This window comes from Burkholderia sp. AcTa6-5 (assembly GCF_017815075.1).
GTDB classification, from domain to species: domain Bacteria; phylum Pseudomonadota; class Gammaproteobacteria; order Burkholderiales; family Burkholderiaceae; genus Burkholderia; species Burkholderia sola.
The window spans coordinates 143,861-163,726 of sequence record NZ_JAGIQE010000003.1; the positions used below are offsets into that span (position 1 = coordinate 143,861).

At 65.1% G+C, this 19,866-nt stretch carries 19 protein-coding genes and 2 tRNA genes; 9 read left to right on the forward strand and 12 right to left on the reverse strand.

The window, feature by feature from the left end; all coding sequences use genetic code 11:
* Positions 1 to 208 precede the first annotated feature (208 nt).
* Positions 209 to 2,548: an EAL domain-containing protein gene (locus J8I33_RS05730; protein ID WP_050018122.1), complete on the forward strand. Its 2,340-nt coding sequence runs from the start codon at positions 209 to 211 to the stop codon at positions 2,546 to 2,548.
* A 202-nt stretch (positions 2,549 to 2,750) separates the two neighbouring features.
* Entirely contained in the window at positions 2,751 to 3,956 is a 1,206-nt protein-coding gene (locus J8I33_RS05735; RefSeq protein WP_050017504.1) for a chromate transporter, read from the forward strand.
* A gap of 45 nt (positions 3,957 to 4,001) precedes the next feature.
* Here the strand turns inward: J8I33_RS05735 and J8I33_RS05740 are convergent, their stop codons facing one another.
* Positions 4,002 to 4,448 (reverse strand): multidrug/biocide efflux PACE transporter, encoded by a 447-nt coding sequence (locus tag J8I33_RS05740; RefSeq protein WP_050017503.1) that lies wholly within the window; start codon positions 4,446 to 4,448, stop codon positions 4,002 to 4,004.
* 112 nt (positions 4,449 to 4,560) lie between these two features.
* Between J8I33_RS05740 and J8I33_RS05745 the strand changes: the two genes are divergently transcribed.
* Positions 4,561 to 5,445 (forward strand): LysR family transcriptional regulator, encoded by an 885-nt coding sequence (locus J8I33_RS05745; protein ID WP_069618083.1) that lies wholly within the window; start codon positions 4,561 to 4,563, stop codon positions 5,443 to 5,445.
* Between the two features lie 59 nt (positions 5,446 to 5,504).
* Here J8I33_RS05745 and J8I33_RS05750 read toward each other — a convergent pair whose 3' ends face one another.
* From J8I33_RS05750 to J8I33_RS05770, 5 genes are all read right to left on the reverse strand, one after another.
* Positions 5,505 to 5,963: a CopD family protein gene (locus tag J8I33_RS05750; RefSeq protein ID WP_050017501.1), complete on the reverse strand. Its 459-nt coding sequence runs from the start codon at positions 5,961 to 5,963 to the stop codon at positions 5,505 to 5,507.
* Positions 5,964 to 6,225: 262 nt separating this feature from the next.
* Positions 6,226 to 8,547: a DNA topoisomerase IV subunit A gene (parC, locus tag J8I33_RS05755; RefSeq protein ID WP_124651411.1), complete on the reverse strand. Its 2,322-nt coding sequence runs from the start codon at positions 8,545 to 8,547 to the stop codon at positions 6,226 to 6,228.
* Positions 8,548 to 8,623: 76 nt separating this feature from the next.
* The gene (gene parE / locus J8I33_RS05760) at positions 8,624 to 10,606 is read right to left on the reverse strand and encodes a DNA topoisomerase IV subunit B (RefSeq protein WP_050017499.1); all 1,983 of its coding nucleotides are present in this window, start codon (positions 10,604 to 10,606) and stop codon (positions 8,624 to 8,626) included.
* A 220-nt stretch (positions 10,607 to 10,826) separates the two neighbouring features.
* Positions 10,827 to 12,812: an ATP-binding cassette domain-containing protein gene (locus J8I33_RS05765; protein WP_209926952.1), complete on the reverse strand. Its 1,986-nt coding sequence runs from the start codon at positions 12,810 to 12,812 to the stop codon at positions 10,827 to 10,829.
* A 228-nt stretch (positions 12,813 to 13,040) separates the two neighbouring features.
* Entirely contained in the window at positions 13,041 to 13,445 is a 405-nt protein-coding gene (locus J8I33_RS05770) for a DUF4399 domain-containing protein (RefSeq protein WP_124554810.1), read from the reverse strand.
* A 199-nt stretch (positions 13,446 to 13,644) separates the two neighbouring features.
* Here J8I33_RS05770 and J8I33_RS05775 point away from each other — a divergent pair, with 199 nt between their 5' ends.
* From J8I33_RS05775 to J8I33_RS05790, 4 genes are all read left to right on the forward strand, one after another.
* Positions 13,645 to 13,827, forward strand: coding sequence for a rubredoxin (locus J8I33_RS05775; RefSeq protein ID WP_006478164.1), 183 nt, complete (start codon positions 13,645 to 13,647; stop codon positions 13,825 to 13,827).
* Between the two features lie 148 nt (positions 13,828 to 13,975).
* Positions 13,976 to 14,050, forward strand: a tRNA-Arg gene (locus J8I33_RS05780).
* A 576-nt stretch (positions 14,051 to 14,626) separates the two neighbouring features.
* On the forward strand, positions 14,627 to 14,968 hold the full coding sequence (locus J8I33_RS05785; protein WP_179233142.1) for a hypothetical protein: 342 nt from the start codon (positions 14,627 to 14,629) through the stop codon (positions 14,966 to 14,968).
* Between the two features lie 9 nt (positions 14,969 to 14,977).
* On the forward strand, positions 14,978 to 15,214 hold the full coding sequence (locus tag J8I33_RS05790) for a hypothetical protein (RefSeq protein ID WP_089468140.1): 237 nt from the start codon (positions 14,978 to 14,980) through the stop codon (positions 15,212 to 15,214).
* A gap of 88 nt (positions 15,215 to 15,302) precedes the next feature.
* On the opposite strand, the gene J8I33_RS05795 is transcribed toward J8I33_RS05790, so the two are convergent.
* The 5 genes from J8I33_RS05795 to J8I33_RS05815 form a co-directional block, all read right to left on the reverse strand.
* Complete coding sequence (locus J8I33_RS05795) at positions 15,303 to 16,061, reverse strand: DUF72 domain-containing protein (RefSeq protein ID WP_245170308.1); 759 nt, start codon at positions 16,059 to 16,061, stop codon at positions 15,303 to 15,305.
* A 123-nt stretch (positions 16,062 to 16,184) separates the two neighbouring features.
* Complete coding sequence (locus tag J8I33_RS05800) at positions 16,185 to 16,913, reverse strand: class I SAM-dependent methyltransferase (RefSeq protein WP_209926419.1); 729 nt, start codon at positions 16,911 to 16,913, stop codon at positions 16,185 to 16,187.
* A gap of 106 nt (positions 16,914 to 17,019) precedes the next feature.
* A complete protein-coding gene (locus J8I33_RS05805) occupies positions 17,020 to 17,316 on the reverse strand; it encodes a 4Fe-4S binding protein (RefSeq protein WP_089488717.1) in 297 nt (98 codons plus the stop codon).
* 2 nt (positions 17,317 to 17,318) lie between these two features.
* Positions 17,319 to 17,627, reverse strand: a complete 309-nt coding sequence (locus J8I33_RS05810; RefSeq protein WP_050017475.1) for a hypothetical protein — start codon at positions 17,625 to 17,627, stop codon at positions 17,319 to 17,321.
* A 12-nt stretch (positions 17,628 to 17,639) separates the two neighbouring features.
* Entirely contained in the window at positions 17,640 to 18,221 is a 582-nt protein-coding gene (locus J8I33_RS05815) for a sigma-70 family RNA polymerase sigma factor (protein WP_080334378.1), read from the reverse strand.
* A 174-nt stretch (positions 18,222 to 18,395) separates the two neighbouring features.
* On the opposite strand from J8I33_RS05815, the gene J8I33_RS05820 reads away from it, so the two are divergent.
* Positions 18,396 to 18,472 (forward strand) — tRNA-Met (locus J8I33_RS05820).
* 208 nt (positions 18,473 to 18,680) lie between these two features.
* Entirely contained in the window at positions 18,681 to 19,013 is a 333-nt protein-coding gene (locus J8I33_RS05825) for a hypothetical protein (RefSeq protein ID WP_050017473.1), read from the forward strand.
* A 60-nt stretch (positions 19,014 to 19,073) separates the two neighbouring features.
* Here J8I33_RS05825 and J8I33_RS05830 read toward each other — a convergent pair whose 3' ends face one another.
* Positions 19,074 to 19,814: an SDR family NAD(P)-dependent oxidoreductase gene (locus J8I33_RS05830; protein ID WP_069618069.1), complete on the reverse strand. Its 741-nt coding sequence runs from the start codon at positions 19,812 to 19,814 to the stop codon at positions 19,074 to 19,076.
* Positions 19,815 to 19,866 lie beyond the last annotated feature (52 nt).

Sequence of the window (19,866 nt, forward strand, 5' to 3'; positions counted from 1 at the left end):
GATGTGCGATGGCGCCGGCTCGTCCGGCGCCCCGCGCTTTGCCCAGCTATCGCAAAAACGTTCCAGCCAGTAATATCGGGCCTAATCCGTTGTTTCGGAGGTCTGTCCATGGTTGCGCGTCCCGCGAACGAACAGACGTCGGGACAATCCGAACCATAGTCGGCCATCCAGACGGATGGCGCACGCGAGCAGGACGCCGCCCTCTTCGATGAGCTCCGCCCGGTCCAACCACACGCCGCCGAACCGGCCGCTGCGCGCGCCGCGCAAATCGCGCCGGCGTGCGCTGTTTGCCATCCCGCTGCTCGGGATGCTGGCGCTCGCGCTGCTGTGGGCCGTAATCATCGCGCGGCTGTCCGTTGAAAAGGACAGTGCGTACAAGGAAGCAGCGGCTTCCGCGGCGATCCTGTCGTCCGCGCTCGAACAGCATACGGTCAAGGCGATCCACCAGGTCGACCAGATCACCCGCTTCGTCAAGTTCGAATTCGAGAAGTCGCCGGCGCGCTTCAATCTCGCGAGCGCCGTCGAGAAAGGCGTCGTACCGAGCGACACGCTGATCCAGGTGTCGCTCGTCAACGCGAAGGGCATCCTGTTCGCGAACACCGCCGAACTCCATCCGCAGCCGATCAACCTGTCCGACCGCGAGCACTTCAAGGTCCACCTCGCGCACAACGACGACCGCCTCTTCATCAGCAAGCCCGTGCTCGGCCGCGTGTCGAGCCACTGGACGCTGCAGATGACGCGGCGCCTGAACAATCCGGACGGCAGCTTCGCAGGCATCGTCGTGGTGTCGGAAGACCCGAGCTACTTCACGAACGATTTCTACAACAACGCGGCGATCGGCAAGGAAGGCGTGATCGCGGTCGTGTCCGACACGGGCGCGGTGCTCGCGCGACGCACGGGCTCGGTCAGCAATGCGCCGGGCGCGTTTTCGGCGTCGGGCGTCTACCCGATCGCGGAGCGCGTGACGGGCACGATCATCGATCCGATCGACGGCGTGACGCGCATCGTGTCGTACCGCCACCTCGACGGCTACCCGCTCGCGGTGATGGTCGGGCTGTCGCAGACGGAAGAGTTCGCGGACTACACCCACACGCGCAACGTCTACCTGCTGATGACGAGCTTCATCACGCTCGCGATGCTCGCGTTCTTCGGCGTCGCGACGGGCCTGATCGGCAAGCTGCTCGGGCGCGAGCGCGAAATGACGCAGCTCGCCGAATACGACCTGCTCACCGGCCTCGCGAACCGCTATGCGACGCTGCGCGGGCTGCGCAACGACGTGTCGATGCCCGCGAGCCTGTCGCGGCTCGGCCTGCTGTTCATCGATCTCGACAACTTCAAGACCGTCAACGACACGCTCGGCCACAACGCCGGCGACATCGTGCTGCAGATGACCGCGTCGCGCCTGGCCGATGCGGTCGGCGACGAAGGCTCGCTCGCGCGCATCGGCGGCGACGAGTTCGTCGTCGTGATGAAGGGCGACGACGTCGAGCGGCGCGCGGTGCGGCTCGCGGAAGCGATCATCCGGATGTTCAGCGAGCCGTTCGACGTACGCGGCAGTTCGTTCGTGCTGCACGCGAGCATCGGCATCGCGTTGCACACCGTCGCGAACGAAAGCGAGATCGACCTGCTGAAAAAGGCCGACCTCGCGATGTACAGCGCGAAGGACGCCGGCAAGAACTGCTACCAGTTCTATGCGCCGCACCTGTCGCACCGCGCCGACCACCTGATGCGCTGGGAACAGCAATTGCGCGTCGCGCTCGCCGAGGGGCAGCTGTTCCTCGCGTATCAGCCGAAGATCGACCTCACGCACCGCACGATCACCGGCTTCGAGGCGCTCGCACGCTGGGATCATCCCGAACACGGCGTGATCTCCGCGAACGAATTCATCTCGATCGCCGAATCGACCGGCCTGATCGTGCCGATCGGCGACTTCGTGATCCGCACCGCATGCGCGCAGATCGCACGCTGGCACGACGAAGGCCACGACACGCTGACGCTTGCGGTCAACATCTCGCCCGTGCAGTTCTGGCGCGGCGATCTGATCGAGACGATCTCGCAGGCGCTGCAGGACACCGGCATCGACGCAAACCGGCTCGAGATCGAGATCACCGAAACCGCGATGATGGAATATCCGGAACTCGTGTCCGAGAAGATCGTCGCGCTGAAAAAGCTCGGCATCCGGATCGCGCTCGACGATTTCGGCACCGGCTATTCGTCGCTGTCGTACCTGCACCGCTTCTCGGTCGACACGCTGAAGGTCGACCGCTCGTTCGTGCAGGCGATTCCGACCGATCGCAGCGTGTGCGTGATGGTGTCGTCGATCGTGCATCTCGCGCGCTCGCTCGGGCTGACCGTCGTCGTCGAGGGCACCGAAACCGAGGAGCAGATCACGTGGCTGTCCGCGCTCGGCGAAATCGAGGCGCAGGGCTTCCTGTTCTCGCGCCCGGTGCCGGCCGATGCGATTCCCGCGCTGATCGCACGCTTCGGCGTGCGCGGCGATCATCCGAACGTCGTCGCGCATCGCGCGACCGGCAGCACGGGCGGCTGAGCCGCACCGCCGCAGCCGCGGCGCGCGTTTGCGCACCGCCGCAATTGTTACGTTTTCCGATCCGTTCGTTTAGTTCATTAACTAGCGTTTTCGCGCATGGTAGTGTCACGATGCGCGGCGGACAATCGGGAGCGCCGACGTGTCGGCGGGCCGTTGCCACGGCCTTACGCGAGAGATCTGGCCCTGCGCCAACCACACAATCATGACAACCGTCGAAGTCGAAGCGACCGCGCGTGTCGAAGAGGCACCGGCATCCCTATGGACCTTGTTCAAGGTCGTCGCCAGCATTTCGGCCGTCTCGTGGGGCGGGCTTTCGATGATGGCGCAGCTCGAACGCCACTACGTGGAGCGGCTGCAGCGCATCGAGCCGCACGTCTTCGGCGATCTCGTCGCGCTCGCGTGGCTCGTGCCGGGCCCCGTCGGCTGCAATGTCGCCGTGCAGGTCGGCCAGACGCTGCATGGCCGTGCCGGCGCATGGATCGCCGGCATTGCCAGCGTGCTGCCGTTCTCGGTCCTGATGACGCTGTTCGCGATCTTCTATCAGACGCCGCTCGTGCGCTCGCTGGCCGCGCCGGTGCTGATCAATCACTTCGGGATGGTGCTCGCCGCGCTGATCGGCGTCACGTGGGTCAAGCAGTTGCGCTCGCTCGCGCGTACGCGGCTCGAACAGGCGATCGCCGCGTTATCGACGATTCTGCTTGCTTTCGCGCATAGTCCGGCCGCTTTCGTCGCGATTCTGTTCGCCGCGTTCGCAGCGGGCTGGCTGACGGGGCCGTCGCAACGCGACACGGTCGATTTCACGCTGTCCAGGCGCGATCGCGGCCTGCTCGTGCTGCTCGGCGTGCTCGTCGTGCTGTTCGCGGTGCCGCTGCCCGGCGATTACCAGGCGGATCTGCTGTGGCCGCGCCTCGCGGGCGCCGGCATGACGCTGTTCGGCGGCGGCTTCTCCGCGCTACCGGTGCTCAAGACGCTGTTCGTGTCGCCGGCGACCGGCATCTCCGATCACGACTTCACGCTGGCGTTCGCGTTGTCGCCGGTCGCGCCGGGGCCGTTGCTGAACGTCGTGCCGTTTCTCGGCTACCTGACCGACGGCTGGGCCGGCGCGCTGCTCGCCACCGCCGCGCTGTTCATTCCGTCCGGGTGCCTCGTCGTGTTCGCGCAGAACCATCTGTTCCGGCTCAAGCGCCATTCGCGCTTCGAGCACGGGATGCGCCTGCTGCGCGCGGCAACGACGGCCTTTCTCGTGGTCGCCGTCGTGAAGATCCTGCATCGAGAACCGGCCGACCCGGTTTACTGGCTGACGGGCGCGTTCGCGACACTGTGCTTCACGCGCTTCAAGGTGCCCGTCTATGCCGTGTACGGCGTGGTCGCCGCCGTGTGCAGCGTGTGGCTGTGGGCCGCGCACTGACGGGCGGCGGCCGTCGCCCTGCTCGCGCTGGCCGGCCTGACTCCGTCAACCGGCCTGCACCGCGACCCGGCGCGCGATCCAGCGGGCGCGCAGCGCGTCGTACGCGAGGTTGAAGCAGAACGTGTAAGGCAGGAAGAACAGCACGATGCCGAGGTCGAGCAGCAGCGCCTCGACGAGGCTCACGTTCAGCCACCACGCGGCAACCGGCACCACCATCGCGACGAGGCCGAGCTCGAACGTCACCGCGTGCGCGATCCGCATGCCGAGCGTGCGCGACCACCCGGCCCGCCGCTCGAAGCGGTCGAACAGCGTGTTGAAGGTCATGTTCCACGCCATCGCGATCAACGACACCATCACCGTCAGCACGCCGACGTGCGACACCGGCATGTCGAGCAGCCACGCGCCGATCGGCGCGCACAGCGCGATCGCCACCAGTTCGAACGTCAGCGCGTGCAGCAGGCGTTCCGTCACCGTTTTATTCGTCTGTTTCATGATGCTCTCCGATGCATGACTTGATTCATGCTGGCCATTCTGATCGGCACAACCGTGTGAATCCAGTTTGATATCATCGGTTTTACCGATATGAAGTCACCAGGAGCCCTGCATGCACCACGCCCCGGAAGCGCTGCTCGCATTCGCCGAAGCGGCACTGCTCGGCTCGTTTACGGCCGCGGCCCGCAAGCTCGGCAAGCGTCAGTCGACCGTGTCGGAAGCGATCGCGAATCTCGAGATCGATCTCGGCGTGCAGTTGTTCGACCGCTCGACGCGCACGCCGACGCTCACCGATGCCGGCCGTGCGCTGCTGCCGCAGGTGCAGCGCGCGCTCGAGGCCAGCGCGGCGATCGACCGCACGGCCGCCCGGCTCGCGCACGGCGAGGAAGCGCGGCTCACGCTCGTCGTGTCCGATACCTACCAGTCGAAGCGTTACGAGGAAACGTTGATGGCGCTCGAACGGCGCTTTCCGGCGCTCGAGCTCGAATGCCAGATCGCCGAGCACGACGACGTGCTCGACCTGATCCAGCAGGGTCGCGCGCAACTCGGGCTGATGGCCGCGCGCGCGGCCTACCCGGCCGATATCGGCGCGGCGACGGTGGCCGAGGAATCGGAGATCGGGCTGTTCGTCGGCCGCACGCACGCGCTCGCCGAATACGGCGACGCCGAGGTGCCGCACGCGGCGCTGCGCGACGTGCGCGAACTGCGCCTCAATACCTACGTGAAAACGGAAGGTCGCGGCACCGACGACCGGATCGTCGTCGGCACGCAGCACTGGCTGGCGCCGAGCTACCTGATGCTGCTGGAGATGGCCGTACTCGGGTTCGGCTGGGCGGAACTGCCGCGCTGGATGGTCGAGCACTTCGCGCGCGACCGCCTGTGCGAGCTGCGCGCGCGCGGCTGGCCGCGCCGTGTACGGGTGGATGCGGTCTGGTCGCGCAACCGGCCGCTCGGGCCGGCCGGCTCATGGCTGCTCGACGCGATGCTGGCCGCATAGCGGCGCGCGCCGCCGGGCGTGCGGCCGACGGCCGAGGGCGAAGGGCTGACGCCGGCCGGTCAGAAACCGCGCGACAGCACGGCCGCGCCGATCGTGACGACGCCGAGCACGAGGTTCACGACGACCAGCAGCCGCACCGCATTCACCGCGCGGGCACCGTCCGGCCAGTTCTGCGCCTGCACCGCACGGCGAATGCGCGGGAACAGCGCGAAGCGGATGTGCCCGAAGATCAGCATCATCACGACGCCGAGCCCGGCCATTGCATGCAGCGACCACGTCGCGTGCGCGCCGCCGAAGCTCATCAGCAGGAAACCGCCGGACAGCAGGATCACGATCACGGCCCCCGACACCCAGTTGAAGAAGCGGCCGAACACGCCTTCGATCAGCGGCAGCCGCAACTGCGGCGACAGGTCGGACAGCGCGGGGCGCAGGCAGAAGTGCGCGAAGACCATCCCGCCCACCCACACGGCGACGGCCAGCAGGTGAAGAAACAGCGCGACGGCAACGGCGTGGGACATGGGGACGATCCTGTGATGAGTGGGTACAGCGAACGGCCGCGTCGCACGCGGCATCAAGCGACGTTCGACCCGTCAGCCGCGCGGCGGTTCGGACCCTCGACGCGATTTCACACTATTTTGCAAATTCCGCGTGACAGCGCCACGCTTGCTTACCCGCATTCCTGCGCCGGAAAGAAAAAGCCGCACGCCCGCCGAAGCGGACGTGCGGCCTTCGATCGCGGCCGAACCGGGTGAACCGGACGGTCCGGTCGACCGCGCGGCGTCAGCCCAGCAGCGGACGCAACTCGGTGACGACCTTGAGCTTCGTGTCCGGCGCGCGGCCCTTGCGGGCGCGCTTGCCGATGTGCGGCGCGAGCCCGGCATACGACAGCGTGTCGTCCTGCACCTTGCCGCCGCGGCCGGTGCCGATCAGCACGACGCCGGCCGGATCGATCGCCAGCGCCTGCACGAGCGTTTCCTTGTCGTCGAGCGCCATCAGGATCACGCCGCGCCCGCCGCCGGACAGCGTCTTCATCTCGTCCATCCCGAACACGAGCAAGCGCCCGCCGCTCGACAGACACGCGACCTGCGTCGCGTTCGGCAGCACCGGCATCGGCGCGAGCGGCACCGCGCCCGTATCGATCGTCATGAACGACTTGCCGGCCTTCAGGCGGCTCACCATGTCGCCGACCTTCGCGAGGAAGCCGAAGCCGTTGCTCGACGCGAGCAGCAGTTGCTGGTCGGCCGGCGCCGCGTAGTAGTGCATCAGGTGCGAGCCCGATTCGAGCTCGATCAGCGACGTGACCGGCACGCCGTCGCCGCGCCCGCCCGGCAGCACCGACACGTCGACCGAATACACGCGGCCGCTGCTGCCCCACGCGATCAGGCGATCCGGCGTGCGGCACTGGAACGCCGCGTAGAGATGGTCGCCCGCCTTGAACGTGAAGCCGGCCGGGTCGAGCCCGTGACCCTTCAGCGCGCGCACCCAGCCCTTCTGCGATACGACCACCGTCACCGGCTCGTCGACCACCTTCGCCTCGAACGTCGCGCGCTTTTCCTGCTGGATCAGCGTGCGGCGATCGTCGCCGTACTGCTTCGCGTCGGCCTCGATCTCCTTGATCATCAGCCGCTTCATCGCGCTTTCGTTCGCGAGCAGGTCCTCGAGCTTCGCCTTCTCGTCGCGCAGCGCTTCGAGTTCCTTCTCGATCTTGATCTTCTCGAGCCGCGCGAGCTGGCGCAGCCGGATTTCGAGGATGTCCTCGGCCTGCCGCTCGCTGAGGCCGAACGCGCTCATCAGCGCGGCCTTCGGCTCGTCCGACTCGCGGATGATGCGGATCACGTCGTCGATGTTCAGGAAGACGATCATCCGCCCTTCGAGGATGTGGATGCGGTCGTCGACCTTCGCGAGACGATGGCGACACCGGCGCGTCATCGTCAGCTGGCGGAACTTCACCCATTCGTCGAGGATCGTCAGCAGGCCCTTCTGGCCCGGCCGGCCGTCGGCGCCGATCATCACGAGGTTCAGCGTCGCGTTCGATTCGAGGCTCGTGTACGCGAGCAGCGTATTCACGAATTCCGTCTGGTCGATCGTGCGCGACTTCGGCTCGAACACGAGCCGCACCGCCGCTTCCTTCCCCGACTCGTCGCGCACCGCGTCGAGCAGGTCGAGCATCGCCTTCTTCGTGTTCAGCTGTTCGGGCGTCAGCGTCTTCTTGCCGAGCTTGAGCTTCGGGTTGGTCAGTTCCTCGATTTCCTCGAGCACCTTCTGGCCCGACGTGCTCGGCGGCAATTCCGTGACGACGAGTTGCCACTGGCCGCGCGCGAGATCCTCGATCTTCCATTTCGCGCGCACCTTCAGGCTGCCGCGGCCCGATTCGTACGCCGCCGCGATTTCGGTGTCGCTCGAGATGATCTGGCCGCCGCCGGGGAAATCCGGGCCGGGGATCAGGTTCATCAGCTCCGCATGCGTGAGCTTCGGATTGCGGATCAACGCAACCGCCGCGGCCGCGACTTCGCGCAGGTTGTGCGACGGGATTTCGGTGGCGAGGCCGACCGCGATGCCCGACGCGCCGTTCAGCAGGACGAACGGCATGCGGCTCGGCAGCGTCTTCGGCTCCTCGAACGAGCCGTCGTAGTTCGGCATGAAGTCGACCGTGCCCTGGTCGATCTCGTCGAGCAGCAGCTTCGCGATCGGCGTGAGCCGCGCTTCCGTGTAACGCATCGCCGCCGCGCCGTCGCCGTCGCGCGAACCGAAGTTGCCCTGCCCGTCGATCAGCGGGTAGCGCAGCGAGAAATCCTGCGCGAGACGCACGAGCGCGTCGTACGCCGACTGGTCGCCGTGCGGGTGGTATTTACCGAGCACGTCGCCGACCACGCGCGCCGACTTCACCGGCTTCGCGTCGGGGCCGAGGCCCATTTCGTTCATCGCGAACAGGATCCGGCGCTGCACCGGCTTCTGGCCGTCGCACACGTCGGGCAGCGCGCGGCTCTTCACGACGCTGACCGCGTAGCTGAGATACGCCTGCTCCGCGTAGTTGCCGAGCGTCAGCGCGTCGCTCTCGGGCGCGTCGGGGCTGGCAAAGAGATCGGAAGTATTGTCGTCCATCTGAATTCCGTATTCGTAAGTGGCGTGAGGCCGGGCCGGGCGTCATGCCCGGCCGCGCGGAAGCTCCGCTTAACGCTTAAATATCCGCTTCGACGTCGTTGCCCTTTTCCTCGAGCCAGCCGCGCCGCGCGGCTGCCTCGCCCTTGCCCATCAGCATCGTCATCCGGGCGACGGTCGCCTCGTAGTCGAGCTCGCCGAGCTTCACCGGCATCAGGCGGCGCGTGTCGGGATTCATCGTCGTGTCCCACAGCTGCTCGGCGCTCATTTCGCCGAGGCCCTTGAAGCGGCTGATGCTCCACTGCGTGTCGCGCACGCCGTCCTTGCGCAGCTTGTCGAGGATCGCTTCGAGCTCGCCGTCGTCGAGCGCATAGAGCTTCTGCGCGGGCTTCTTGCCGCGCGCCGGCGCGTCGACGCGGAACAGCGGCGGGCGCGCGACGTACACGTGGCCGCGCTCGATCAGTTGCGGGAAATGCTTGAAGAACAGCGTGAGCAGCAGCACCTGGATGTGCGAGCCGTCGACGTCCGCGTCCGACAGGATGCAGATCTTGCCGTAGCGCAGGTTCGACACGTCGACGGTATCGTCCGGGCTGTGCGGATCGACGCCGATCGCGACCGAGATGTCGTGCACCTCGTTGTTCGCGAAGAGACGATCGCGCTCGGTTTCCCATGTGTTCAGCACCTTGCCGCGCAGCGGCAGGATCGCCTGGTATTCCTTGTCGCGGCCCATCTTCGCGGAGCCGCCCGCCGAGTCGCCCTCGACGAGGAACAGTTCGTTGCGCGCGATGTCTTCCGTCTCGCAATCGGTCAGCTTGCCCGGCAGCACCGCGACGCCCGAGCTCTTGCGCTTCTCGACCTTCTGGCCGGCGCGCGTACGCGCCTGCGCCTGCTTGATCACGAGTTCGGCGAGCTTCTTGCCGTGCTCGACGTGCTGGTTCAGCCACAGTTCGAGCGCCGGACGCGAGAACGACGACACGAGCTTCACCGCGTCGCGGCTGTTCAGCCGTTCCTTGATCTGCCCCTGGAACTGCGGATCGAGCACCTTCGCGGACAGCACGAACGACACGCGCGCGAACACGTCTTCCGCGAGCAGCTTCACGCCCTTCGGCTGCAGGTTGTGCAGTTCGACGAAGCTCTTCACCGCCTGGTAGAGACCGTCGCGCAGCCCCGACTCGTGCGTGCCGCCGGCCGGCGTGGGAATCAGGTTCACGTACGACTCGCGCACGAGCGAGCCTTCCTCGCTCCATGCGACGACCCACGATGCGCCCTCGCCTTCGGCGAAGGTTTCGTCGGTCGAACGCGCATCGGCGAAACGCTCGCCTTCGAACAGCGGGATCAGCAGCTCGCTGCCGTTCATTTCGTCGAGCAGGTAGCCGCGCAGGCCGTCTTCATACTTCCACGTCTGGCGCTCGCCGGTCTTTTCGTTGACGAGCACGACCTCGACGCCCGGCAGCAGCACGGCCTTCGAGCGCAGCAGGCGCTGCAACTCGCCGAGCGGCAGGTTCGGCGAATCGAAGTATTTCGGATTCGGCCACACCTGCACGCGCGTGCCGGATTTCTTCTCGCCGCGGCCCGCGCCTTGCGTGGACAGCGGCTTCACGACGTCGCCGTCGGCGAAGCCGAGTTCGGCGATCTTGCCGTCGCGCCATACCGTCACGTCGAGACGCGTCGCCAGCGCGTTCGTCACCGACACGCCGACCCCGTGCAGGCCGCCCGAGAACGTATACGCGCCGCCCGCGGCCTTGTCGAACTTGCCGCCCGCGTGCAGGCGCGTGAACACGATCTCGACGACCGGTACGCCCTCTTCGGGGTGCATGCCGAACGGGATGCCGCGGCCGTCGTCTTCGACGGAGACCGACTGGTCGGCGTGCAGCGTGACCGTGATCTGCTTGCCGTAGCCGCCGAGCGCCTCGTCGGACGCGTTGTCGATGACTTCCTGGATGATGTGCAGCGGATTCTCGGTACGGGTATACATGCCGGGCCGCTGCTTGACCGGCTCGAGACCCTTGAGCACCTTGATCGATGCTTCGCTATAGGCCGCGCTGGGTTTCTTTGTTGACATAGGCGCTGAATTTCGTCATTCATCGGGACGTTGTCCACACCTCGTGTGGATAACGTCGTGGACAAAACGTTGAGTTCCGTAAAAAAGCGAATCGAAACAACGGTGTGCTTGGACTGCTCCGAAAGCGGGCGCGCGGCGTGTGCGGCGCGACCCTGGACGCGCGGTATTTTACTGGTTCCGCGTGGCGCGCCAATCGCGGGATCGGCGCGCACCGCGCGCGTCACACCGGCTTGCGCTTCGCCTCGAGCGTTTCCCACCGTTCGAGCGCGGCGAGCAGTTCGTCGTCGATCGCCGCGAACCGCTCGGTCAGGCGCGTGCCTTCCTGCGGATCCTTCGCGAAAATCGCGCCGTCCTCGAGCTGCGCATTGATCGTCTTCTGCTCCGCTTCGAGCGCGGCGATCTTCTCCGGCAGCGAATCGAGCTCGCGCTGCTCGTTGAACGACAGCTTCACCGTGCGCTGCGCGTTGCGGCCGGCCGCGCTCTTCGCCGGTTCGTCCTTCGCGGGCGCCGCCTCCTTGACCGCGCGCTTCGCCGCTTCCTGCTGCGCGAGCTGCTCCGAGCGCTCGCTCTGGATCTGCCAGTCGGTGAAGCCGCCGACGTATTCGCGCCACTTGCCGTCGCCCTCGGCCGCGATCACCGACGTCACGACGTTGTCGAGGAACGCGCGATCGTGGCTGACCAGCAGCACCGTGCCGTCGTAGTCGGCCAGCAGTTCTTCGAGGAGTTCGAGCGTCGGGATGTCGAGGTCGTTGGTCGGTTCGTCGAGCACCAGCACGTTGGCCGGGCGCGCGAACAGGCGCGCGAGCAGCAGCCGGTTACGCTCGCCGCCCGACAGCGACTTCACCGGCGAACGCGCGCGTTCCGGCGCGAACAGGAAATCGCCGAGATAGCTCATCACGTGCTTGCGCACGCCGCCGATCTCGACCCATTCGCTGCCGGGGCTGATCGTGTCGGCCAGGCTCTTCTCCTGGTCGAGCTGCGCGCGCATCTGGTCGAAATACGCGACCTGCAGGTTCGTACCGGTGCGCACCGTGCCTTCGTCGGGCTTCAGGTCGCCGAGAATCAGCTTCAGCAACGTCGTCTTGCCAGCGCCGTTCGGGCCGACGAAGCCGATCTTGTCGCCGCGCATGACCGTCGTCGAGAAGCGGTCGACCACCGTGCGGCCGCCGTAGCGCTTCGTCACGTCGGTCAGCTCCGCGACGATCTTGCCGGACTTCTCGCCCTGCGCGACGTCGAGCTTCACGTTGCCCTGCGCATTGCGGCGCTCCGCGCGCTCGTTGCGCATCTGCACGAGCCGCGCGATGCGGCCGACGCTGCGCGTGCGGCGCGCTTCGACGCCCTTGCGGATCCACACTTCTTCCTGCGCGAGCAGCTTGTCGAACTTCTCGTTCTCCACGCGCTCGACTTCGAGCTGCTGCGCCTTGCGCGTCTGGTACGCGGAGAAATTGCCCGGGTACGACAGCAGCCGGCCGCGATCGAGCTCGACGATGCGCGTCGCGACGCGATCGAGAAACGCGCGATCGTGGGTGATGAACAGCAGGCCCGCGCGCTGCGCGACGAGCAGCTCCTCGAGCCAGCGGATGCCGTCGAAGTCGAGGTGGTTGGTCGGTTCGTCGAGCAGCAGCACATCGGGCTGCAGCACCAGCGCGCGCGCCAGCGCGACGCGCTTCTGCATCCCGCCCGACAGCGCGTCGACGCTCGCGTCGCCGTCCGTCAGGCCGATTTGCGCGAGCGTCATCGACACGCGCGTACGCCAGCTCCACGCGTCGTGCGCATCGAGCGACGACTGCAGCGCGTTCATCCGCGCGAGCAGCGCATCGTGCTCGGCGCCCTCCGGTATCTCCGCGAGGCGGTGCGCGATCGAATCGTATTCTTCGAGCAATTCGCGCGTATGCCCGAGCCCCGACGCGACCGCGTCGAACACCGTCGCGCCTGGCTCGAATTCGGGCTCCTGCGGCACGTAGACGGTCACGAGCTCCTGCTGGCGCGTGACCAGCCCGTCGTCGGGCTTCGCGAGATCGGCGACGATCTTCAGCAGCGACGACTTGCCCGCGCCGTTGCGGCCGATCAGGCCGACCCGCTCGCCGGCTTCCAGCGAGAAATCCGCGTGATCGAGCAACGCGACGTGACCGAACGCGAGCTGCGCGCCGGTAATGGAATAGAGCGACATGGGGAGACGGCGAAGAGAGAAATCGGAAGCGCCCATTGTACCGGGCGCGGAGGCCGGCATCGGCTCGGCTGGATGGACGAGTGCCGCGGGGCGTTTCCGATGGGCGCCGACGCGGTATCGTGGGCGGTGTGGCCGACCTCCGGTTTTCGGATGCCGGCTACGGTTTGCGTGCCCGCATGAGCACGCGGATGCGGGCCGGATCCCAGGGGCCGGCCGATCGGCAGATCCCCCGCGGCGCATCGCGGGCCAGCGCGGGATGCACGGTTATTTCACGTTGACCGTGATCGTCGAGCTCAGTTCGGGACCGTATGAACGGTGCGCGCCGTCACCGAGCTGCAGCGTCAGCGTGTGCTGGCCGGGCGGCAGCTTCACGTCGGTCTCGGTCTGGGCCTTGCCGAAATGCAGCGAGCGTTCGCTCGCCGGGATCACGTCGCCCTTCGGCACCGGCTTGCCGTCGATCAGCAGGTGATGGTGACCGGTATCCGGCGTCATGTCGCCGGCGGGCTTCAGCGCCATGCCTTCGAGACCGAACTTCACATGCACCGGATTCGACACCGTCGCACCGTCGCTCGGCGCTTCGAAATACACGCGCGCCTCGGCCCGCGCGATCGTCGACACGGCCATCGCCGCGACGCATACCGCACCTGCGATCCACTTTCTGTTCAGCATCGCATTCTCCTTATGATTGGACAGCCTCGGAAGCATACACCGCACGAACAGCGGGCGTGTTTCAGTTGCGTTGTTCGCGATGCGTACGTTTAAAACGACGTTGCGCTGGCGTTCGACGAAATTCCGGTAACATTGCGCCTTTCGTCCGCCGGCGAGGCTGCGGACGGCATCGCCGAATTTTCTTTATCCCGAGCGCAACATGAGCGAAGTAACCGAATACCAGAGCTGGGTCTGCCTGATTTGCGGGTGGGTCTACAACGAAGCGGAAGGGCTGCCCGACGAAGGCATTCCGGCCGGCACGCGTTTCGCCGACATTCCCGCGGACTGGCGCTGCCCGCTGTGCGACGTGGGCAAGGAAGATTTCGTCGTCGTCGATTTCTGAGTTTCTGTTTCGGTCGCGGGTGATCTCGCGATACGCGCGTCGCGGGTGCATTCCGCCCCGCCGACGCGCCGCGCGTTTGCTATACTCTGCGCGCTGTCCACACCGCCGTCCGGCTCGCGGTTTTTCGCGCGATTGCCCGGATATGGCTCTCCCCGTAGTTCAATGGATAGAACAAGCGCCTCCTAAGCGCTAGATACAGGTTCGATTCCTGTCGGGGGGACCAGCGATACCCCATCCCAGCCTTACGCGACAAATCTCTTCACCGAGTTTGGCGTAAATTTGGCGTAGCAGCGATTGCTTCCACTCACCTCCTGTTCCACGAAGCCAAAAGGGTGACCCCTCCGGGTATCGTATGATGTATATCGATCGGAATCGGAGAGCATGTCGCATGGCGTCAGTGACTATCGATATAGGGTCTGGGAAGCGAGCCACGTTGTCTAACAACGGTGGAGTAAGTCGATCCGCGGAACAGCGGGCAGCCGTCTCAGAATTGATGCTCCATTGGCCGAAATACTCGGGACTACTGACAGGGGCCGTTGGCTATCTCCGAGACTTGGGACTAGCCGGGTCACTCTCCGGCGATCCCGTAGCCGCGCTCCGATCCGCCATAGAGGACGGGAGAGTGTCCGTATCAATCGATCGTCCGACGGCCCGTGGCGGGGCGGCTGGAGGTTCGCCCTAAACCCCGCCTTTCCCCAAGGCTAGTAGGCTCGCCAGCGTGCCGGCGTCGGCTGGACTACCGATAGATAAGCCACTACCTTCTTGGGCCACGCCTAGCGACGTGTCCGCTGGCGAACTGATGAGCTATCTGCAAAGCGTTGTCGGAATCGGCGGCGCTGGCGGTGCCGCTAAATTCGCAGGAGGTGCGAATTTCACTGACTCCGCCTCACTCAGTGACGCGTCTCCGTTCGATTATTCAGCGGACACCTTGGGCGACGCGGTTCAAGTAGCAGGAATCGACCGAGGCGATATGATGGCCTGCGACATCATCAAAGCCGAATGCAAGGGCTCAGTGCTCCGCGAGTTTCCGGGGCAGTATTTGAATTCGACGCTCAACGAGATTCAAGGCGACGCGAGCGACGGTATCAAAGAGGCGCGTAAGGCGCTCAAGTTGCTCAACGATAATCGATTCAAGAAATAGGTACCCGATATGACCACCAATACACTGTTTCATCTGCTCGACCGGCTCGACTCCGCGAAAATTCACTACACCCTGAGCCGCAATCGACCCGATACGGTCTTGGTCTCGGTTACCGTGGTTGGGATGCGAGTCGAAATAGACGTGTTCCGAGACGGGCATACGGAGGTTTGCATTTTTCGGGGTACGGAGGAGCCTACCGACGATGCCAATGCGCTGGACCAGATTATCGAGGCGAATCGAGACTGATTTTTATGGAGTTCTATTTCGCGCGCCTATCACTGACATACGGATAGCGCCGAATCTAATCGCCGAAGGGCGGTCAGATATCAAAAAATCAGGAGCACAACCCTTTGCGTGACGTCCGGTCGATAGGCACCGACGCCGACCCGCTCCAGGTCGACGCATTGCGGCCATGCAGCCGCACGATCGCGAGGTCGGGTGACGTCACCTCCCACACCGAATGCACACGCTTCGTCACGCCTTCCGGCGCATCGACGACGACATGCACGATTCCGCGCGCGCGCTCCATTGCAAGCGTCGACGCACGGTGCTTGTCGTAGAACCAGCTCTCATGCCGAAACTCGAACGCAGTCAGCAGCGGTTGCATGCGCTCCGCACAGTGCTCGACGTGCGCGAGGGACTTCGGCGCCGCGGTCACCCAGTGAGGGAACTGGAACAGCACCGCCCCGAGCTTGCCCGCCTCGTATAGCGGGCGCAGTGCTTCGAAGAAGCGCGACCACAGTTCCTCAATGATCGACGGCGGCACATCCTTGTAGTACAGGTTCTTTTTTCCCGTGCTCGGAAGTTCGCCCTGCAGATCCTTCGGGAAGAACTTTGGCTCGGTCTGGTGGCCGGTGAAGAGTCGGAACGCCTTCATGTCGAAGACGAATCCCGGCGGCGTGCGTTCGACCCACAGCGCGCTGTTGCTGGCGCTCGGCATCGCGTAGTAAGACGAATCGACCTCGACCACCGGGAAAACGCTGGCGTAGTAGCGCAGGCGCGCCTCGGCGCTACTGCAACCGGGAGGATAAAAGGCACGCGACTCGATCAGCGTCTTGTTGGTCCACGAAGCCGTACCCACGAGAATCGACATGGCCGTCGCCCCCCGTATCGGATCTTGACTGCCGTAGCTTATCGCGAAATATACTGGCTACACGGAAAGGCCGTCGTGCTGTAGGGCATGTTCGGGGACGGGTCCAGCTCTATGCTCCCGGATTCACCAGCCCCCTTGCGCAACAACAACCGTAAACTCCACCCCCGACTCAAAATCCAACGTCGTGGTCGAAAACCGCGGATCCTCGTCGAGGTAGTGCTTATACGGTCGAACGGCGTCCTCGGCCGTGTACATGTTGTCGGCCAGCACGACCGATCCCGGTCGCAGCAGGCGCTCGATCTGCTTGAACAGCTTCAGATAGGCGTCGGCCCAGACGTCGATAAACACCATGTCGACAGTCCCGTCCAGTTCGGCAACCGTGTCGAATACGTCGCCCTCCCGCAACTCGACATAGGCGTCCAGGCCGGCTGCTTCGACGTGAGCCCGCAAACGCTCGCACTTGAGCGCATCGCCTTCGGTCGCGATGACGACGCCACGGCCGAACGTACGCAGCGCGTCGGCGAAATACAAAGTCGACACGCCGCAGGAACTGCCGAGTTCGAGGATTCTGGTCGGCCGTTGCGCCAGCACCATGTTGCGCAGGAACCTTCCCGTTTCCGCCGATACGGCCAACGATAAAGCACTGCCTGCCGATGACTCGAAATCTTCGGTGAACAAGCCGAACGTTTCGAGAAAACGCCCTCGCAGCCGAGGGGCGAGTGTTTCGTATTCGTCGACGAGCGTCGGAAACGCCTCGTTCGGCCCTTGGAACTGCGCTCGAGCGCGGGCAATGATTTCGCTCCGGCTTTCTTCATGAAGCCGTTGCAGAAGAACATGAGTAGGTGAAGTCAAGTGGGTTCCCTGATGAGGTTGATCACTGGGACGGCGTATCCAGCGATCGCCGATCCGCCGCCAGGCTCCCGAGCCGCCGTTCCACCATCGGCGCGAACGGACGACGCTATGCCCGTCGCGCAAGCGTGATTGCGCGCTCAGGACACGCTGTCACGCAACGCCCGCAGGACCGGCACGCGTCCGCATTCGGCGTATACGCGACTTTCATCCCATGCACGCGCAGCTTCAACCGATGCATCAAACCAAGATCGAGATAATCGGCCTGATCGATGCGACGGATCTCGAACACGTCTTCAGGGCAAACGGTCACGCAATCCCCCTTCCCTTCGCAACGTTTCAGATTGACGACCGGCGCAATCACGCCCGCCTTCTGCTTGCAGTCGACTGTTGATTTCTCGCGCATGTTCACTCCTCGGTAGGCCGCTTGCCGCGCGATCGCCATGCGGCCCGGAATTGCTCGCGTTCTTCGGGCGTCATGGCTTCCCACTTCCGCCAGTGACGCCGGCCGTGCCAGCCGCGGTGTCCGCGGAATCCGCCGAACAGGATGCGGCTCAATACAAGTAGCCCCAGCGCATGGGCGAAATCAATCGTCCGGGCACCGACGAATAACCCCGGCATCACCGAGTTCCACAGCATCATGACGACCCACCCGAGCACGCCGATGGCGACCACCACGAGCAGCGCCTTGCCCGCACATCTGATTCGAAAATTCATCCGTCGACTCCTCTAGATATCCAGTTCGTCATAAATCGGTTGCAGTCGCGCACGCAGATGCAGAACCGCATATCGTTTGCGCGCGAGCAGCGTATTGAGCGTGACGCCGCTTTCCGCGGCCATCTCCTTGAAGGACCGCCCTTCCAGTTCGTGCGCGATAAAAACCTCGCGTTGATTCGCCGGCAGTTCGTCGAGCGCATCCTGCAACGCCTTGAGCAACAGCGTGCGAGCGTAGAGCGCTTCAGGACCAGCATCGTGCGACGGTAGCGCGAGATCCAGGCGATACTCGCTGTCCGCGTCGTCGTCGGCATCGAGCAGATCGGCCAGCGGCTGCTCCTTCCTCTTGCGAAAACGATCGATGATGCGATTACGCGCGGTACGGAACAGCCACGCGCTCGCCTGTTCGATTGGCGCCGGAAGCCGATAAGCCTGTACGAATTCGTGAAGCACATCCTGCAGAACGTCCTCGGCATCGTCCGGGTCGCGGATCCGGCGCCGAATGAAATTCCCTAGCCTCGTTCGTTCACGCATCACTGTCGCAGTGATGTCGCGGTCTGGGTCGGTCATCGTTTGCGAAGTGGGTGGCGGTTCCATGCGTCTGAAGACGTTTCAGGCGCGCGAATATTGTGGCGAGTATGAAAAATTTGCGGCTTTACGCATCGGCTTCACTGCGCCGCAGTCGTTTCAAGGAACGGGCCCGATATGGCATCGACCCGTCGTCGCAGGAATCGATTGACTCCCCGTATCAACCCGAAGTACACTTCGCGCCGCGGGGTGGAGCAGTCTGGCAGCTCGTCGGGCTCATAACCCGAAGGTCGTAGGTTCAAATCCTACCCCCGCAACCAAATGCCGAAGCCCGCTTTGCGAAAGCAAGCGGGCTTTTTGCTGTCTGGGGGATATTGCCGCGCATGCCGCGCAGCACACGAAGATGGGTAGTCGACCGTTCACCGCGACGTGCGACACGCGATCGCACCTCGTCCATTCGCCGAGGACATGCAGCGAACATTGCGTAGAATTCCGAACCTTCTTCGGTTCAGCACACGGACTTGTCGAATGATTCGAACGATCGCGGCGCTCGCCGCGCTTTCAGCGATAACCGCCACGGCCAACGCCGCCGACACCGGCACGGCGCCTGCCAAGCAACGCTACGTCAGCCCGGGCATCGCCAACGTCACTGCCTCGGCGGCCCCTCGCCCGGAAAGCACCTCTCCCGACGCGCGGTGCCGGGAACTGGCCGCCGGCATCGATGCGCTCACGCACTCGCCCGACCGCGGCCACCGAGTCGTGCGCGGCATGGGCCCGGACGGCAAGCCGCGCAACGAACTGCACGCGTACGACAAACGGGCCGACCTGGAAGCCGAGCACGTGCGCCTCGGCTGCCAATAACGAACCACGACGAACGACGAGCGCGCCGTTACCCGGCCTACTCACGCCGGGCATAGGTCTTTACGCGTTCGCGCCGCCGTCGATCGTCAACCCGGTCCCATTGATCGACCGCCCTTCCGGCCCGACGACGAACGCCACGAGCGCAGCCACGTCGTCGGCCTTGCCGTACTGCTGAATCGCCATCCGCGAACGTTGCGCATCGGCATGCTCGCCATCGGCGGGGTTCATATCGGTATCGGTGGAACCCGGATGCACGATGTTGACCGTGATGCCGCGCGAGCCGAGATCGCGCGCGAGCCCCTGCGTCCAGCCGATCAGTGCGGCCTTGCTCGCCGCATAGAGGCTCATCCCCGCATCGGGCACGCGTGTCGCGAGGCAACTGCCGGTCGACACGATGCGCCCGCCTTCCCCGAGATGCCGCGCCGCCGCCTGCGATGCGACGATCACCGCGCGCACGTTCACGTTCAGCGTCGCGTCGATATCGTCGAGCGTGAGGTCGTCCAGCGCGCCGGCCCGGAAAATCCCCGCGTTGTTGACGAGAATGTCCAGGCCGCCGAACGTCTCCGCGGCACGATCGACCGCGTTGCGCACGGCCACCGGATCCGCGCTGTCGGCCTGGATCGCGATGGCGCGACGGCCCAACGCCTCGATGCCGGCGACGACGGCCTGCGCCCGCTCGGCCGATTTTTCATACGTGATCGCCACGTCCGCGCCGTCAGCCGCCAGCCGTTTCGCGATCGCCGCGCCGATGCCGCGGCTGCCGCCCGTGATGAGTGCACGCTTGCCCTGGAGTCGATTCATGTCGGTTCCTTTCCTCATTTATGTAACAACCGACACAGAATGTGGGAAGTTG

Coding starts and splice junctions, on each gene's coding strand:
- J8I33_RS05740 (WP_050017503.1), bottom strand. CDS start 4,448: ATGAAACAGACGAATAAAACGGTGACGGAACGCCTGCTGCACGCGCTG.
- J8I33_RS05825 (WP_050017473.1), top strand. CDS start 18,681: ATGATTCGAACGATCGCGGCGCTCGCCGCGCTTTCAGCGATAACCGCC.
- J8I33_RS05810 (WP_050017475.1), bottom strand. CDS start 17,627: ATGAATTTTCGAATCAGATGTGCGGGCAAGGCGCTGCTCGTGGTGGTC.
- J8I33_RS05805 (WP_089488717.1), bottom strand. CDS start 17,316: ATGCGCGAGAAATCAACAGTCGACTGCAAGCAGAAGGCGGGCGTGATT.
- J8I33_RS05750 (WP_050017501.1), bottom strand. CDS start 5,963: ATGTCCCACGCCGTTGCCGTCGCGCTGTTTCTTCACCTGCTGGCCGTC.
- parE (WP_050017499.1), bottom strand. CDS start 10,606: ATGTCAACAAAGAAACCCAGCGCGGCCTATAGCGAAGCATCGATCAAG.
- J8I33_RS05775 (WP_006478164.1), top strand. CDS start 13,645: ATGAGCGAAGTAACCGAATACCAGAGCTGGGTCTGCCTGATTTGCGGG.
- J8I33_RS05770 (WP_124554810.1), bottom strand. CDS start 13,445: ATGCTGAACAGAAAGTGGATCGCAGGTGCGGTATGCGTCGCGGCGATG.
- J8I33_RS05735 (WP_050017504.1), top strand. CDS start 2,751: ATGACAACCGTCGAAGTCGAAGCGACCGCGCGTGTCGAAGAGGCACCG.
- J8I33_RS05790 (WP_089468140.1), top strand. CDS start 14,978: ATGACCACCAATACACTGTTTCATCTGCTCGACCGGCTCGACTCCGCG.
- J8I33_RS05765 (WP_209926952.1), bottom strand. CDS start 12,812: ATGGGCGCTTCCGATTTCTCTCTTCGCCGTCTCCCCATGTCGCTCTAT.
- parC (WP_124651411.1), bottom strand. CDS start 8,547: ATGGACGACAATACTTCCGATCTCTTTGCCAGCCCCGACGCGCCCGAG.
- J8I33_RS05785 (WP_179233142.1), top strand. CDS start 14,627: ATGAGCTATCTGCAAAGCGTTGTCGGAATCGGCGGCGCTGGCGGTGCC.
- J8I33_RS05815 (WP_080334378.1), bottom strand. CDS start 18,221: ATGGAACCGCCACCCACTTCGCAAACGATGACCGACCCAGACCGCGAC.
- J8I33_RS05830 (WP_069618069.1), bottom strand. CDS start 19,814: ATGAATCGACTCCAGGGCAAGCGTGCACTCATCACGGGCGGCAGCCGC.
- J8I33_RS05745 (WP_069618083.1), top strand. CDS start 4,561: ATGCACCACGCCCCGGAAGCGCTGCTCGCATTCGCCGAAGCGGCACTG.
- J8I33_RS05730 (WP_050018122.1), top strand. CDS start 209: ATGAGCTCCGCCCGGTCCAACCACACGCCGCCGAACCGGCCGCTGCGC.
- J8I33_RS05795 (WP_245170308.1), bottom strand. CDS start 16,061: ATGTCGATTCTCGTGGGTACGGCTTCGTGGACCAACAAGACGCTGATC.